This is a genomic window from Clostridium sp. 10cd* (assembly GCF_044336395.1).
GTDB lineage: Bacteria > Bacillota_I > Bacilli_A > Erysipelotrichales > Erysipelotrichaceae > Clostridium_AQ > Clostridium_AQ innocuum.
In genome coordinates this window covers 2,724,887-2,741,249 of sequence record NZ_CP172347.1, presented here as the reverse complement: position 1 = coordinate 2,741,249, position 16,363 = coordinate 2,724,887, and the positions used below count along the sequence as shown (strand labels likewise).

The window sequence follows — 16,363 nt, the reverse complement described above, 5'->3', positions numbered from 1 at the left end:
AGGCTATGATCAAAATTGCATGTCTGCTGTTTCTTTTCGTTGTTGTGTATTATATTTTTAAGGAGCATTCCTCCGCATTTACATCCCTGTTCTGGAAAAGTGCTTCCTCCTTCTGTTTTCTGCTCGTCGGCTTCTGCGCATTTGCAGCATGTGTTGACAGGCGCTATGGTGAATGGATGCTGATAGGACTTGTATCGGGAGCGATTGGGGATGTTTTGCTGGCCCTGCCGTTTTGCTATCCAAAAAGGAAGAACCTCTTCTTTCTGGGTGGATTGCTTTTTTTCCTGTTCGGGCATCTCGCGTATGTAGCTGCACTTTTTGTCATGCCGGTGAAAGCGGGGATTCTGGTCGCAATATGTTCAATTCTGCTGGCATTGCTCGTGATTGAAGTTCTGAAGAAAAAACAGGTAGATTTCCAGGAGATGCGTCTTCCGAGTACGGTGTATGCTGCTGTTATTTTATTTATGGAAGCGTGCGCTCTGTGGCATTTGCAGGATGGCATGCTGTATGGTGGCATCCTGAATATTGCATCCCTGTGCTTTGTATTGAGCGATTTGATTCTGGCATTTATGCTGTTTGGCAATCGCAACACAACGCGCATGACACGATGGAATCTGAGTCTGTACTACACTGCACAGCTTTTGCTGGCGCTGACAATGCTGCTGTAGGCATATTTCTGTGGTTTTTGGGCATGCTGTGCTATAGTAATATAAAGGAGATGATGTTCATGAAGCATGTACGTATGATGTATTTGAAGGGATGTCCGCATTGCAAAGCGGCATTCGCAATGGTAAAGGAATTGCAGGACAGCTATCCTGAGCTGCGGGGTGTAAACATAGAGGCGATTGAGGAACAGGAACAGAAGGAGCTTGCGGATTCTCTGGATTACTGGTATGTTCCAACCTATTTCGTGGATGGTGTTAAGCTGCTGGAGGGTGTACCGACAAAGGAAAAGGTGGAGGCTGTGCTGCGTGCCGCATTATAGGACTACAGACCTTTGAGTTAATAAAAGAACAGGCTGTGTCATCCAGATTATGTATGGCCAATAGAAAAAGAGGTTTCAAAAATGAAGCTCATCATTTAAGAAATCTCTTTTTATGACCTTTTTCATAAAAGGGGTATCCTGCTTTATCGGTTTTTTATTCCTGTACATAGCGGAAGAAATCAAGGATTTCCTCCTCGGTTTTAAAGCGTGCCACAATCACCTCATCCCCCATAGCAGTGGCAAGGGCCGCAGGAAGACGGCGAATCATCAGAATACTGTCGCGATAGGTGTCCTGAATATCCTGCGTGGTATGTGCATAGTGCAGGCGGTCTCTTCTTCCGATGAAGCCGGAGGAATACTTGCGCACCTGCTGGTAATGGATCGTGTCATGAACGATCATGTCTGCCCACAGCTGATAGACATTGCTGTCATTGGCAAAGTTGATCATATCCGGCAGGAAGCCGCCAGGCGGGCGCATATTGACCTCAAGGCCGATGATATCGCCTTTTTTACCAACCGGCTGATCCTCCAGCAGACGGAAAAATTCAAAATGGAAGAATCTGCTGCGTGTATCAAAGGCTTCCACACTGCGGGTACCGGCCTCCATGATATCGGCAGGAATATCCTTATAGGAATAACAGCCGATATTTTTCTGTTCATTGACAGCATCCATAATACTATCCGTGTACTGATGAGAGGTCACAAACAGCAGCTCCTTTTTACTGTTTGTAATACCGTCAAAGGAAAAACAGCTCCCGTTTATGTATTCCTCCATAATCATAGCTTCCTTAAAGCCATGAGCAAAGGCAGTGCGCAGCTCATCCCCGTTTTTGATTTTGTGCGTATCACTGGCACCTACACCGATATCCGGCTTGATTACAATCGGATATCCGACAAGCTCTGTAAATTTCTGTGCATCCTCCAGATTGGTTGCCAGCTGCCAGCGGGCGGTTTTCAATCCGGCAGCCGCGAAAAACTCCTTCATGCGATGCTTGCTCTGACAGTTGTCAAGCGCTTCGCAGGGGAATCCGGTTTCAACATGGAAATCTCTGCGCAGCGCTGCATCCTGACGAAGCCAGTATTCATTGTTTGATTCGATCCAGTCAATTTTTCCATGCTTATAGGTGAACCAGGCAACTGCCCGCAGCATTTCATCGTAGTTTTCAAGACTGGAAACCTGATAGAAGTCATTGATGGAATTCTTCAGATTGGTGCTTAACGAGTTGTACGGAGTGTCCGCAATCGCCAGCACATTGACACCGTTGTTCTTCAGTCCCTGACAGAACAGCCAGTAGCTTTCCGGAAAGTGCGGAGAAATAAAGATAAAGTTCATAAAATTCCCTCCTGACGGTTATTTCATATGTATGGTTAAATTCTACTGTATTCCGCAGGGATTGTCAAAGCAGTCTTGCTTGAAATGATATGAAATGAAAGAAATAAGTTTATTTTGTAATAAAATTGAAAGAAATGATAGCGAAATGTAAATTTATGAAATTAAAGGTTGACATTGAGTTTTCACAGTAGTATGATGTATTCAACAAATCGATGATGCAGGAGAGTAGTCATACCGGAATCAAAAGCGAGACAGCGATGGTGGAAGGCTGTTGTGAAACGTATGGGGAAGCGCACCTGCTAGAGCCTGTGGGAATCAAGTATCATGGGACGCGATCTTTCTGCGTTATGAAACAAGGGGTTCTGTCTCTGACAGAGCAACGGAAGTGGTACCGCGTGCAAGCGTCTTTCGAGTATATCGAACGGCGCTTTTTTTGTACATGAGGTGAGGATATGAAAAATATGATGAAACGACGATGAAAACGACGAGAAGGGCTGAAAACGTGTTACAATGAACGTAGAGAAAGAATAACAGAAAGAAGAGGAGAAGAACATGGAAACAAAAGACATTAAGAAGGTAATACTTGCATATTCCGGAGGGCTGGATACCTCCATTATCATCCCGTGGCTGAAGGAAAATTACAATAACTGTGAGGTCGTTGCGGTTTCTGCGGATGTAGGACAGGGAACAGAGCTGGATGGACTTGAGGAAAAAGCGATCAAGACCGGTGCCAGCAAGCTGTATATTCTGGATTTGAAGGATGAATTTGTGGAGGATTATATCTATCCCTGTTTAAAAGCCAATGCCATTTATGAGGATGTATATCTGCTGGGTACAGCCTTTGCACGTCCGCTGATTGGACAGAAGCTGGTGGAAATCGCGAAACAGGAGGGGGCAGACGCTATTTGTCACGGCTGTACCGGTAAGGGGAATGATCAGGTACGCTTCGAGCTGGCAATCAAGGCGTTTGCACCGGATATGCCGATTATAGCGCCATGGAGAACATGGGAGCTGAAATCCAGAGATGATGAAATTGATTATGCAGAAGCGCATAACATTCCGTTAAAGATTTCAAGAGAAACCAATTATTCCAAGGATAAAAATCTGTGGCATTTAAGCCATGAGGGGCTGGATCTGGAGGATCCGATGAATGAGCCGCAGTATGATGACATACTGGAGATGGGAGTGACCCCGGAACAGGCTCCGGATACACCGACTTATATCACTCTGACCTTTGAGAAGGGAATTCCGACAGCATTAAATGGTGAAAAGCTGGGCGGTCAGGCAATGGTAACAAAGCTGAATGAGATTGGCGGTGCCAACGGCATCGGTATCATTGATATGGTAGAAAACCGGCTGGTGGGAATGAAGAGCCGTGGTGTTTATGAAACACCGGGCGGAACCATTTTATATAAGGCGCATCAGTGGCTGGAATCCATCTGTCTGGATAAGGAAACCATGCATTACAAGCAGGGGGTAGGAATTAAATTCGGTGAAATCCTCTACAACGGACAATGGTTCACTCCGCTTCGTGAAGCATTGAGTGCCTTTGTCGATAAGACAAGTGAAACCGTGAGCGGTGAGGTGAAAATCAAGCTGTATAAGGGAAATCTTACACCGGCCAGCATTTCCTCGCCATATACCTTATATTCCGAGCAGATTGCAAGCTTTGGTGAGGATGATTCCTATGATCAAAATGATTCCGCAGGCTTTATCAATCTGTATGGGCTGCCAATCAAGGTAAAGGCGATCATGGATGAAAAAAGGAAGAAATAAATATAGATAAGAAGGGGAGTCTGTTGAATGCTGCAGCATTTAGACTGCACTGCCTTCTGGCATACAAGGAAAAGAGAGGATGAGAGCATATGAATTTATGGGATGCACGATTCAAGAAGGAAGCGGATCAGCGGCTGAATGATTTCAACTCCAGTATTTCCATTGACCATCTTATGGTTACACAGGATATAAAAGGCTCCATGGCGCATGCGGCCATGCTTGCAAAGCAGGGAATTATTTCAAAAGCAGACGGTGCTGCCATCGCGCAGGGGCTGGAAGCGATTCAAAGAGATATTGAGAGCGGCGCGCTTTTGATTGATCCCTCAGCCGAGGATATTCATATGTTCATGGAGCAGGAGCTTACAAAACGGATCGGGGATGCGGGAAAGCGATTGCATACAGCGCGCTCCCGTAATGATCAGGTGGCACTGGATACCCGTATGTATTGCAGTGATGAGGTACGTACGGTATGTGACAAGCTGCAGGAGCTGCTTACGGTCCTGTGTGAAAAGGCACAGGAGCATACGGAAACCATCATGCCGGGCTACACGCATCTGCAGCGTGCGCAGCCCATCACCTTTGCGCATCATCTGATGGCATATGCGGAGATGTTTTTACGCGACCTTCAGCGATTGCAGGAGGCACAGAAGCGAATTCGCACACTCCCGCTGGGAAGCGGTGCTCTGGCAGCTACCACCTATCCGATTGACCGGGAATTTGTAAAGGAGCAGCTTCACTTTGACAGCATCAGCATGAATTCTCTGGACGGTGTCAGTGATCGCGACTTCTGTATAGAAATTGCATCCGATCTTTCTATGGTTATGATGCATCTGTCCCGTTTTGCGGAAGAGGTGATTCTTTGGTGCTCCTGGGAATTTAAATTTATGGAGCTGGACGATGCCTTTGCGACAGGAAGCAGCATTATGCCGCAGAAGAAGAATCCGGATGTGGCAGAGCTGATTCGTGGAAAAACCGGACGGGTCTATGGCGATTTACAGACGCTGCTGACGATGATGAAGGGACTTCCGCTTGCCTATAATAAGGATATGCAGGAGGATAAGGAGGCAGTTTTTGATGCCCTTCATACAGTGCAGCTGTGTCTGACCACCTTTACACCGATGCTCAAAAGCGCTGCAATTCGCAAGGATAATATGCGTAATGCAGCCGCCAGGGGCTTTATCAATGCGACCGACTGCGCCGATTATCTGACGAAGAAGGGCATGGCATTTCGGGACGCCTACCGGGTCTTGGGCAGACTGGTAAGCTATGCACAGGAACAGGAAAAAACACTGGAAACACTGACACTGGATGAGTATAAAAGCTTCAGTGATGAGTTTGAAGAAGACATCTATGAAGCGATTTCTATGGAGACCTGTGTGAAACAGCGAAAGGTCATCGGCGGACCGGCTCCGGAAATCGTTGCCGCACATATTGAACATGTGAAAGCGATACAAAAGGAGATGGATGCAGATGAAATTGATTAAAGCGGGGGTCATTGGAGCCAGCGGCTATGCCGGTGCAGAACTTGTGCGGCTGCTGCTGATGCATCCATATGCCGAGCTGACGGCAATCAGCTCCCAAAGCTATACCGGAAAGCCTATCAGTGAATTATATCCGGGCTTTTACCAGCTCTGTGATATGGTGTTCAGCGATGAGGACACGGTGATTGCAGCATCGGATATCGTATTTGCATCCCTGCCGCACGGACTCAGTGAGCCGCTGGCACGCAAATGCTATGATGCTCATGTGAAATTCATTGATCTGGGGGCGGATTTCCGTCTGCGTGATGAGCAGGATTACAGGGAATGGTACAAGCTGGATTATCATGACAGTGAGCTCCATGAATTGGCTGTGTACGGCTTGCCGGAGCTGTATCGTGCGCAAATCAAAGGGGCGGATATCATTGGTAATCCGGGCTGTTATCCAACCAGCATCGCGCTGGCACTTGCACCGCTCATGAAGCTGGGGCTGGTCAATGAGCAGCATATCATCATCGATGCGAAGTCAGGGACAACCGGGGCAGGCAAGGGACTGAGTGATAACACACATTTCCCGCGCTGCAACGAAGCCTTTGCTCCGTATAAGGTTGCGGCACACCGCCATACACCGGAAATTGAACAGACTCTGTCCGAGCTGTGCCACAGCAAAGCCAGCATTACCTTTACACCGCACCTGTTGCCCATTAACCGCGGTATCATTTCAACGATTTATGTGGATTTGACGGATGAAGCAATTCTGGAGGAGCTTTGGACGATGTATCGGCTGTTCTATCAGGACGAACCCTTTGTCCGCGTACTGCCTCTGGGCAGCTGTGCGGATTTGAAATATATTAAGTATTCGAATTTCTGCGATGTATCCCTGCATATGGAGGCTCGCAATAACCGCCTGATTCTGGTATCGGCCATCGATAATATGGTGAAGGGTGCTGCCGGACAGGCCATACAGAATATGAACATTCTGTTCGACTGTAAGGAGGACAGCGGGCTGATGTATGTGCCTGCCTCCTTCTAGGGAAAGGAAATTGATTATGGTTACTTGGATGGAAAACGGTATTTGTGCACCTGTGGGCTTTCAGGCTGCTGGAATTCACTGCGGGATACGCAGGAACCGCTCGAAAAAGGATCTGGCTCTGATTTACAGCAGTGTCATGTGTACGGCTGCCAGCACATATACATTAAACAAGGTGAAGGGAGCACCGATCGCTGTTACAAAGCGGCATCTGCAGGACGGTCATGCCCAGGCGATCATCTGCAATTCCGGCAATGCAAATACCTGCAACGCCAATGGAGAGGAAATCGCAAATCGCATGTGTGAGCTTTGCGCACAGGAACTGAATCTAAACGCAGAGGATATCATCGTTGCTTCTACCGGAGTCATTGGTGAGCCGCTGAGCATTACACCGTTTGAAGAGCACATGCAGGAGCTGGTTTCTGCACTGGATGTGAAGGGCGGAAGCGATGCATGTGAGGGAATCATGACCACAGACACCTTTAAGAAACAATTCGCAGTGACCTTTACGCTGCAGGGCAGGGTATGTCATATCGGCGGTATGGCCAAGGGGAGCGGTATGATTCACCCCAACATGGCAACGATGCTGGCATTCCTCACAACCGATGTGGCGATTTCTGCCGAGCTGCTGGATGCCGTTGTGCATGAGGTAGTCGCAGACACCTTCAATATGGTCAGTGTCGATGGAGATACCTCAACGAATGACATGCTGAGTATTCTTGCGAATGGTCTGGCAAAGAATCCGGAAATCTGTGAGCGTAATGAGGATTATGAAGCCTTTAAGCAGGCACTGATGGAAATCTGTGTGGAAATAAGTCGAAATATCGCCAAGGACGGGGAAGGAGCTACCAAGCTGCTGACCTGCAGGGTAGCCTCTGCCAAGGATACGAAAACAGCGAAAGCGATTGCAAAATCCGTTGTCACAAGCTCTTTGTTCAAGGCTGCCATGTTCGGACGTGATGCCAACTGGGGGCGTATCCTGTGTGCCATCGGATATGCAGAGGGGGATTTTGATATTCATAAGGTGGATGTCACGCTAGCCAGTAAGGCAGGCCGTATGCTGGTATGTAAGGATGGCGCAGGCTGCGGCTTTGATGAGGAAGAGGCACTTTGTATTTTAAGTGAGAGTGAAATTGATATTCTGATTGATATGAAGCAGGGGAGTGCACAGGCTACGGCGTGGGGCTGTGACCTGACGTATGATTATGTGAAAATCAATGGAGACTATCGAACATAGGATAAGGGAGATGTGAGTACATTGAAAATAGATGCCATACAGAAAGCGACCATATTGTCCAAGGCACTTCCGTATATACAGAAGTATAACGGTAAAATCGTTGTCATTAAATACGGCGGAAACGCCATGAAAAATGAAACGCTGAAGCAAAATGTCATGACGGATATTGTATTGCTGTCGGAAATCGGTGTGCATGTCGTGCTGGTGCACGGCGGAGGGCCGGAAATCAATGGTATGCTGCATAAGGTTGGTAAGCAGTCACGCTTTGTCGCAGGACTGCGCTATACAGATGAGGAAACAATGGATGTTGTACAGATGGTGCTGGCTGGAAAAACGAATAAGGATCTGGTGTCCCTGATCAACCAGAAGGGGGCCAGAGCGGTCGGCATCAGCGGAATGGATGCCAATTGTATTCAGGCAAGGCAGTATACGGTGGATGAGGGCGATCTCGGCTATGTCGGTGAAATCGAGGAGATTCATGAGGAGCTGATTCTGGATATCATTGAAAAGGGCTATATTCCGGTGGTGGCCAGTGTCGGCTGTGACGCGGCAGGACATGCCTATAACATCAATGCAGATACGGCAGCGGCCAGTATTGCGGCTAAGCTGCATGCGGAAAATATGATTCTGGTTAGCGATATACCGGGGCTTTTACGAAATCCCGAGGATGAAGGCTCGCTGATTCCAAGAGCGACGTTATCCGAAATCGAGGAATTGAAAAAGGATGGTGTCATCAGCGGCGGGATGATTCCCAAGGTGGACTGTCTGGTGACAGCTGTACAGGGCTCTGTGCAGCGGGCGGTGATTATCGATGGACGGGTTCCGCATTCCATTCTGATTGAAATGTTCAGTGAAGAAGGCATCGGAACCCTGGTAGAGGAGTGAGAATATGGGTATAAAAGAGAATGATCAGCACTATATCGCCCACACGTATGCACGCTTTGATGTTGTGCTGACGCATGGCAAGGGCTGTCGGGTATATGATGAAAATGAAAAGGAATATCTGGATCTGACAGCCGGTATCGGTGTAAATGCACTTGGCTATGCGGATGATGCATGGGTACAGGCTGTTGCGAGCCAGGCGGCCACGCTTCCGCATGTGTCCAATCTGTATTATTCACAGCCGGACAGTGATGTGGCAGAGCTGCTGTGTGAGCGATGCGGCTTTACCAATATGTTTTTTGCGAATTCCGGAGCAGAGGCGAATGAAGGTGCAATCAAGGTTGCCAGAAAATATTCCAGTGATCATTATGGCTCTGGACGGCATGAAATCATCACGCTGGTGAATTCCTTTCACGGACGAACCATTACGGCGTTGAGTGCAACCGGACAGGATCATTTCCACCAGCATTTTGATCCCTTTACACCCGGATTTGTACATGCGGTTGCCAATGATATCGCGGATTTGAAAAGCAAAGTCAGCAAGCGTACCTGTGCTGTCATGCTGGAGATGATTCAGGGAGAAGGCGGTGTACTTCCACTGGAGCCGGCGTTTGTGAGCGCGGTGGCAGAGCTGTGCAGGGAGCGGGACATCCTGCTGATCGTGGATGAGGTGCAGACCGGTATCGGGCGTTGCGGTACCCTGTATGCGTATGAACAGTATGGGATTCATCCGGATATCGTTACCACAGCAAAGGGGCTGGGGAACGGTCTTCCGATTGGTGGTGTCCTGTTGTCGGAAAAGGTATCCGACACCTTTCATCCCGGCGATCATGGTACAACGTTCGGTGGCAATCCCATTGCCTGTGCCGGTGCATGTGTTGTATTAAAGCGCATGGATGAAGCGTTTCTGAGCGCTGTTCAAAAAAAGGGTGCTTATGTAGAGCAGCGACTGAGCGAAATGCCGCATGTCGTACAGGTCAATGGTCTGGGACTCATGCGTGGTGTGGTTCTGGATGGTGTTACAGCCAGGGATGTTGTGGCTGCATGCATTGAAAAGGGCGTATTGCTTTTAACGGCTAAGGACAAGCTCCGCCTGCTGCCTCCGCTTACCATCACGCTGGATGAGCTGAAGGAAGCGATGGATGTTATGGAAGCTGTACTGACGCAGATTGCGTAAGGAGGAAGACGATGAAGCATTTACTGACACTTGCAGATTTGACAAAGGAAGAGCTGTATGATCTGCTGGATTTGGCAGACAGTCTGAAAAAAGAAGTGAAAAAGGGTGTGTTTACGCCATACCTGCGAAATAAAACGCTTGGTATGATTTTTACCAAATCATCCACCAGAACCCGTGTTTCCTTTGAAACGGGAATGGCACAGCTGGGTGGCACTGCACTGTATCTGAATGCCAATGATATGCAGCTGGGACGCGGAGAGCCAATCAAGGATACGGCACGTGTGCTGTCCCGCTATCTGGATGGCATTATGATTCGCACGTACAAGCATTCCGATGTAGAGGAGCTTGCGGAATATGGAAGCATTCCGATTATCAATGGTCTGACAGACTATGTGCATCCCTGTCAGGTGCTGGCAGATCTACAGACGATTCGGGAACACAAGGGTACTCTTACGGGTTTGAAAATGTGCTTTATCGGTGCCGGAAATAATATGGCGAATTCCCTGATCAACGGTGGAATTCTCGCCGGCATGGAGGTGGCATGTGCCTGCCCGCTGGAATATCTGCCGGATGAGGAAATCACGAAGCGTGCACAGGCCAGCGGACGCTTCACACTGACCCAGAATGTGCTGGAGGCCGCGAAGGATGCGGATGTACTGGTGACGGATGTGTGGGCGAGCATGGGGGAAGAGCAGGAGGCTGCTCAACGCAGGAAGATCTTTGAGGGCATCTATCAGATCAATGATGCATGCATGGCTGTGGCAAAAGCGGATGCCATGGTACTGCACTGCCTGCCTGCACATCGGGAAGAGGAAATTACAGAGAAGGTATTTGAAGCTCATGCGGATGAAATCTTCGACGAAGCGGAAAATCGTCTACATGCGCAAAAGGCGGTTCTTGTTACACTGCTGAAGGACTGATCGAAAGAAACGGATGGTGAAGCTGTCCGTTTTCTTTTCCCTTTCGATACGCTGGAACATATGGTGAAAAGCAATACATAATACTGTTCAGTAAAAACGACATTACATCTGTGCTTGATATGAGCTGAAGGAAATTTACAGTATCCCACTGACTGGATAGGGAGTCGGTTCTTTTCCTGATGATATATTTTATATGGTTTTTATGTGATTTTACAGACAGGTATGATATAATCAACACAGACAAATGAGGTGATTTTATGAAAAAAATCGTTCTGCTGCTCATGGTCAGCCTGTTATGCGCATGCAGTGCAAATACGGAGACAGATAAGTCAGAACCGAATAAAAAGGATGCCTACTGCTCAGATGAAACAGATAAAAGCAGTGCCTGCGGAATTGATGAAAGTGCGGATATGAGCGGATATAAGGATTTTAGGGAAACAAAAAATCAGTTTGTAGATTCGGATATGCAGGAGGCTCTTTCCGTATTTCAGAAAAAGGAAAGTGCAATCCTGTATTTCGGATATCCAAGCTGTCCGTGGTGTGTGGAGGCACTGCCTGTGATGAATGAAGTCGCGAAGGCAGATAAGCAGCATATCTTATACATACGAACAAGAGATGACAAGAAGGAGCTTCTCTATACACCAAAGCAGAAGCTGGAGATGATTTCTTATACAAAGCAGTTTATGGAAAAGGATGATCAAGGTGAGTATCAGCTTTACGTGCCCTTTGTCGTGGTCGTAAAGGATGGAAAGGCTGTTTCCGGACACATTGGTACGGTGGATGGTCATGATGCGCATGAACGGAAAATGACAGAGAAGGAAACGCAGGAGCTGAAAAAAATCTATGAGGATATGTTTTCTGCCGTAACAAAATAGGGGGATTTTATGAGTAATCAGGTCAAACAGCTGACACTGTCAGCATTCTTTCTGGCATTGGGGCTTGTACTGCCCTTTGCCTTTCATTCCTTCGGACCGCAGGCAGGCACAGTTTTTCTGCCGATGCATATACCGGTATTGCTGTGCGGATTTGTGTGCGGCCCCGCCTATGGCGCTCTGGTTGGCATGCTGACACCGCTGCTGTCGAGTGCATTAACCGGCATGCCGCCGCTCATGCCGACCGGAATTGCCATGTGTTTGGAGCTGTCGACGTATGGCTTTTTGAGCGGATGGATGACAAAAAAGCTGCCGCTGTATCCTTCTTTAATTATCACGATGCTGGCAGGAAGGGCAGTCAGCGGACTTGCCAACCTGGTGCTGCTGAGCATGGCACACAAGGCATATACCGTGCAGATATTTTTAACTGCCGCCTTTGTTACTGCGATACCCGGCATTGTGCTGCAGCTGGTGATGATACCGCTTCTTGTGAGTGTCGTGAAAAAGCTGGAGGTCAGAAAAGCAGAGGATTGATGCAGCCGAACAGGCAGTTCTGCTGTGTATGCTTTCACATATATGTAGAAGGGAAGAGTGTATGCGATTACGAAATCGCTGTGCAGTCTTCCTTTTTTATTGAAGTATTGCATCCTTTGCAGATTGAATAATCCTTAGGATATTTCAGCGGTGAAATAAGCGAGGGTGCGGCAGAGGGGGAGCGTGTGCAGCTTCAATAAAAAGATACAGTCTCGCAATCACTATGTACGGGGGTGTGGGGCATACCAAAAGCAGAAAAAAAACCGGACAGTGTCCGGATTATGTATAATATTCGCCTATGCAACCTCGTACTCTTCGGAAACGAATGTAATCATTCCCTGTGAAAGGGAAGCGATGCGTGCCTGAGAATACACCGGATACCCCTGCGCCTCTACCTTCAGGCGCCCCTGCTGAAAGGCTTTCTCAATTACGATTCCTATGCCTTCGATAACAGCGTTTGCCTGCTTCAGTATTTCAATCCCGCCAAGACATGCCTCACCATTCGCCATGAAATCATCCAGAAACAGGACATGGTCATCAGCGGACAAATATTTCTTACTGCAGATGATATCATAATCCTTGTTTTTGGTAAAGGAATGGATCTGACAGGTATACAGATCGTCCTTCATGATCCGGGAGGTATCCTTTTTGAAATAGACAACGGGAACCTGCAGCAAGTAACCGAGCATGACTGCGGGTGCGATACCACTTGTCTCAATTGTCGCAATTTTGGTGATGTGCTTATCCTTGAAATGCTCTTTGAAATCCTTTGCCAGCTCCATCATCAGCTGTGCATCGATTTGATGGTTCAAAAAAGCATCCACCTTCAAAACATCCTCATTCAGAGCATTGCCGTATTTTTTTATGTATTCTTCCAGTAATCTCATACAAACGCTTCCTCTCTCTTAAATTGTATAAAAAAACGAGACTGATTTCTCATGGGTATTATTATAATATGGAGATAGAGAAATAGCAATCCTTTTTTTGCTTGCATGGGACGGGGACTTCGACTGTAAAAAGGATACGAAAAAAGCTTATATTTCCTGATAAAGAATACTTGCGGCAGCGAAAAGGCTGTGGTATGATGTTGACCAATGAGGTGAATTATGAAAAAAATATACGCAAATATGATACTGGTGGTTGTTACCGTTGTCTGGGGAGGCGGTTTCATCGCTACCGACGGAGCGCTGGATGCGTTGTCTCCGTTTTATATCATGATGATACGTTTTGTAGGGGCTGCTGTTTTTCCACTGCTGATCTGCTGGAAAAAGCTGCGCAGGCTGGATCGTGCAACGATTGGACATGGAATCGTGACAGGGATATTTCTGTTTCTGGCGTTTGCCTTTCAAACCTTTGGCTTGAAGTATTCAACGCCGAGTAAGAATGCATTTCTGACCGCTACCAATGTGGTGTTTGTGCCCTATCTGCTCTGGCTGCTTTGGCATCGGCGTCCCTCCCGCAAGGAGCTGATTGCTTCATTGCTGTGCATTGTGGGTATTGCACTGCTGACGTTGAAAAAGGATGCACTCATGCTGGGCTTCGGCGATATGCTGTCCCTTATCTGCGCCTTGTTCTTCGCATTGCATATCATTGCGCTGGAACGCTACTCTGCCCATGTGGATACGGTGTGCATGACCGCTTTGCAAATGATGACAGCCGGCGTTATTTCCACGATATGTGCATTGACGCTGGAACAGCCGCCGACCTCCTTTAACTGGCATGCGGCAGGAAATGTGGCCTATCTGATTTTTGTGTCAACTCTGCTTGCCTATCTGCTGCAGACCTTTGCGCAGAAATTTACAACTGCCAACAGCGCATCCCTGATCCTGTCCATGGAGGCGCTGTTTGCTTCCATCTTCTCCTTCCTGCTGCTGGGGGAGGTAATGAGTCCTCCGATGATACTCGGAGCCTGTCTGATTTTCTCCTCCATTCTATATATTGAATATAAGCCGGGACGAAAGAAGAAAGAGAAGCAGCAGGATATCTGCTGAAAAAAAGTATAAATACATAAAAAGCTGTAAATTTTTACGATTTACCGCTTTTTTTATACGTACGCTTTGTGATATAATTATCATGTTAAAAAAAGCACAAGCTGTTTATACTGCTTGCGCATAGAGGAGGATATTATGTCATTATTTGATCACGAAGCCAGACAGTTTAAATTCGACGTACTGAGAGAGGTCAGCAAGCGTGCGTTTGATGGAAAACTGAATGATGACGTCTGTGATGAGGTAGCGAATCTGTTGATTCCGGGGAAACATGCAGAATTCCGCTGCTGTATTTATAAGGAAAAAGAAATCATACGCCAGCGGACGCGAATGGCGCTTGGTAAGCCGCCGGTACCGGTGGAGAATGACAACAAGCGTCAGATTGTACGCGTGATTGAAGCAGCATGTGACGGCTGCAGCATCCATAAAATACAGGTGACGGATAATTGCCGGAAGTGTATGGCAAAGGCCTGCCTGTCTGCATGTAAATTTGATGCGATTCATATGGGGGAGGATCACGCTTTCATCGATTATGATAAATGTAAGGAATGCGGGGCCTGCAAAAATGCATGTCCGTTCAATGCCATCGTTGAAACACAGCGTCCCTGCATGAAAAGCTGTCCGGTCGATGCGATCCGTATGGGAGAAGACGGACTGGCGAAAATCGATGAGGCAAAATGTATAAATTGTGGTGCCTGTCAGGCGAAATGTCCGTTTGGCGCAATCGAGGATATGTCCTGGATGCTGGATGTTATCGAGCTACTGAAGAAAAAAGAAGAGGTTTATGCGGTGTTTGCTCCTGCTATTCAGGGGCAGTTTGACAGCGCAACACTGCCGCAGATCATGCAGGCAATGCGTGAGCTGGGCTTTAGCGACGTATACGAAGCGGCTATTGGAGCGGATGCTGTGGCATGGTATGAAAAGGAAGATGCAAAAAAGCACAAGGCAGAGGGAAAGAAAATCACTACCTCCTGCTGCCCTGCCTTCGTAAACATGGCGAAGCAGCATTTCCCGACGGTATATGAAAGCAGTGTTTCACATATGGTAAGCCCAATGGTTGCGACAACGCGCTATCTGAAAAAGCATCACCCGAATTGCAAGGTCGTATTCGTGGGACCATGTGTTGCGAAAAAGCAGGAGGTTCAGGACAGTGAGGTTGATTTCTGTATCACCTTCGAAGAGCTTGGTGCAATGTTTGTATCCAGGCATATCTCTCCGGAAAATGTTCCTGCGAAGGAAGAGGATACCGCTTCTGCCTATGGACGATTCTTCTCTGTCGGCGGTGGTGTATCCAAGGCGGTTGCCGTTGCTTTAAAGGAGAATAATGATGAGGCGGTAACAGCGGAATATGCAGATGGAAGCGATGCCTGCAAAAAAGCGCTGCTCATGATGAAGGTGAATCGGTTTCAGGCAGACATTCTGGAGGGTATGGCATGTCAGGGCGGCTGTATCTGCGGACCGGCGACTATAGAAAATATGCCGAAAGCGAAAGCACGCATGACCAAGGAAAATTTGGCAATCAAGGATAAGACGATTGCATCTACCCTTGAGAAATATGATTTCTCGGATATTGATTTACACAGATAAAGAATGATGAGGTGGGAATCGGGACATTCGTAACCCGATTCCTCCCTTTTAACGTTGAGGGCTTTACATGCTGTATACCAGTTTTTCGCTGTGTCTGATCGGCCAGAATCCGCACCTTCAAGCTGCAGCGGTTTCTGCCATAAAAGCAATCCGTTCCACAAAATTCTACAAATCTCACACTAATGGGCGATGTACAATGTAAGCGGGTGATAATCTATGAAATTGTGTTATGCGATTCAGCCTGCCTTTTATGATATCATGAAGCAGAGTGGGAACATACAGGTATTGCTGGAAGGGATGGATGAGCAGCAAAGAAGCAGAATCCAGATTCCGATAGAAATGCAGTCCCTGCAAGAGAGTGCGGAGGCTTTCTTTCAAAAGGAAATCGAATGCAGAAAGGACTGTCTCAGCTATGATCATTTTTTGAAATCCCGGGTATATGTGGTGTACATACGGGAGGGAGCGGCATGCATGGAGGATTGCACGAATCCGTTTTATCAGCTGCTGAAAAGAAAATATCGCTGCCTTCTGGTCCAAGAAGTGGATAAATAGGGCGAAAACTAT

General features: G+C 47.5%; 16 protein-coding genes. 14 read left to right on the top strand and 2 right to left on the bottom strand.

Going from position 1 to position 16,363, the window contains the following annotated elements; translation table 11 throughout:
* Positions 1-5 precede the first annotated feature (5 nt).
* Positions 6-668, top strand: coding sequence for a lysoplasmalogenase family protein (locus ACG3M1_RS13595; protein ID WP_008817086.1), 663 nt, complete (start codon positions 6-8; stop codon positions 666-668).
* Positions 669-727: 59 nt separating this feature from the next.
* Positions 728-985: a glutaredoxin family protein gene (locus ACG3M1_RS13590; protein ID WP_008817087.1), complete on the top strand. Its 258-nt coding sequence runs from the start codon at positions 728-730 to the stop codon at positions 983-985.
* A 154-nt stretch (positions 986-1,139) separates the two neighbouring features.
* On the opposite strand, the gene ACG3M1_RS13585 is transcribed toward ACG3M1_RS13590, so the two are convergent.
* Positions 1,140-2,318: an ATP-grasp domain-containing protein gene (locus ACG3M1_RS13585; protein WP_009270956.1), complete on the bottom strand. Its 1,179-nt coding sequence runs from the start codon at positions 2,316-2,318 to the stop codon at positions 1,140-1,142.
* 552 nt (positions 2,319-2,870) lie between these two features.
* Between ACG3M1_RS13585 and ACG3M1_RS13580 the strand changes: the two genes are divergently transcribed.
* The 9 genes from ACG3M1_RS13580 (at position 2,871) to ACG3M1_RS13540 (ending at position 12,224) form a co-directional block, all read left to right on the top strand.
* Positions 2,871-4,094, top strand: coding sequence for an argininosuccinate synthase (locus tag ACG3M1_RS13580; RefSeq protein WP_002611420.1), 1,224 nt, complete (start codon positions 2,871-2,873; stop codon positions 4,092-4,094).
* An 89-nt stretch (positions 4,095-4,183) separates the two neighbouring features.
* Positions 4,184-5,578, top strand: coding sequence for an argininosuccinate lyase (argH, locus tag ACG3M1_RS13575; RefSeq protein ID WP_395814253.1), 1,395 nt, complete (start codon positions 4,184-4,186; stop codon positions 5,576-5,578).
* Positions 5,571-6,605: an N-acetyl-gamma-glutamyl-phosphate reductase gene (gene argC / locus ACG3M1_RS13570; protein WP_207636070.1), complete on the top strand. Its 1,035-nt coding sequence runs from the start codon at positions 5,571-5,573 to the stop codon at positions 6,603-6,605. The genes argH and argC overlap by 8 nt, the downstream gene beginning before the upstream one ends.
* Before the next feature lie 16 nt (positions 6,606-6,621).
* Positions 6,622-7,839, top strand: coding sequence for a bifunctional glutamate N-acetyltransferase/amino-acid acetyltransferase ArgJ (gene argJ / locus ACG3M1_RS13565; protein ID WP_008817091.1), 1,218 nt, complete (start codon positions 6,622-6,624; stop codon positions 7,837-7,839).
* A 12-nt stretch (positions 7,840-7,851) separates the two neighbouring features.
* Complete coding sequence (argB, locus tag ACG3M1_RS13560) at positions 7,852-8,724, top strand: acetylglutamate kinase (protein ID WP_008817092.1); 873 nt, start codon at positions 7,852-7,854, stop codon at positions 8,722-8,724.
* 4 nt (positions 8,725-8,728) lie between these two features.
* Positions 8,729-9,898, top strand: a complete 1,170-nt coding sequence (locus ACG3M1_RS13555; RefSeq protein WP_008817093.1) for an aspartate aminotransferase family protein — start codon at positions 8,729-8,731, stop codon at positions 9,896-9,898.
* A gap of 11 nt (positions 9,899-9,909) precedes the next feature.
* On the top strand, positions 9,910-10,818 hold the full coding sequence (argF, locus tag ACG3M1_RS13550) for an ornithine carbamoyltransferase (protein ID WP_002611409.1): 909 nt from the start codon (positions 9,910-9,912) through the stop codon (positions 10,816-10,818).
* A gap of 257 nt (positions 10,819-11,075) precedes the next feature.
* A complete protein-coding gene (locus ACG3M1_RS13545) occupies positions 11,076-11,693 on the top strand; it encodes a TlpA family protein disulfide reductase (RefSeq protein ID WP_008817094.1) in 618 nt (205 codons plus the stop codon).
* A gap of 9 nt (positions 11,694-11,702) precedes the next feature.
* Positions 11,703-12,224 carry an ECF transporter S component gene (locus ACG3M1_RS13540; RefSeq protein ID WP_257324521.1) on the top strand — a complete coding sequence of 174 codons (522 nt, stop codon included), beginning with the start codon at positions 11,703-11,705 and terminating at the stop codon, positions 12,222-12,224.
* A 296-nt stretch (positions 12,225-12,520) separates the two neighbouring features.
* Here ACG3M1_RS13540 and ACG3M1_RS13535 read toward each other — a convergent pair whose 3' ends face one another.
* Entirely contained in the window at positions 12,521-13,111 is a 591-nt protein-coding gene (locus ACG3M1_RS13535) for a xanthine phosphoribosyltransferase (protein WP_008817097.1), read from the bottom strand.
* A gap of 219 nt (positions 13,112-13,330) precedes the next feature.
* On the opposite strand from ACG3M1_RS13535, the gene ACG3M1_RS13530 reads away from it, so the two are divergent.
* The 3 genes from ACG3M1_RS13530 to ACG3M1_RS13520 all read left to right on the top strand — a co-directional run bounded on the left by ACG3M1_RS13530 (position 13,331) and on the right by ACG3M1_RS13520 (position 16,351).
* Positions 13,331-14,215: a DMT family transporter gene (locus tag ACG3M1_RS13530; RefSeq protein ID WP_008817098.1), complete on the top strand. Its 885-nt coding sequence runs from the start codon at positions 13,331-13,333 to the stop codon at positions 14,213-14,215.
* 135 nt (positions 14,216-14,350) lie between these two features.
* Positions 14,351-15,799, top strand: a complete 1,449-nt coding sequence (locus ACG3M1_RS13525; RefSeq protein WP_002611399.1) for a 4Fe-4S dicluster domain-containing protein — start codon at positions 14,351-14,353, stop codon at positions 15,797-15,799.
* Positions 15,800-16,015: 216 nt separating this feature from the next.
* Positions 16,016-16,351 (top strand): hypothetical protein, encoded by a 336-nt coding sequence (locus tag ACG3M1_RS13520; RefSeq protein WP_008817099.1) that lies wholly within the window; start codon positions 16,016-16,018, stop codon positions 16,349-16,351.
* The last annotated feature ends 12 nt before the right edge of the window (positions 16,352-16,363 follow it).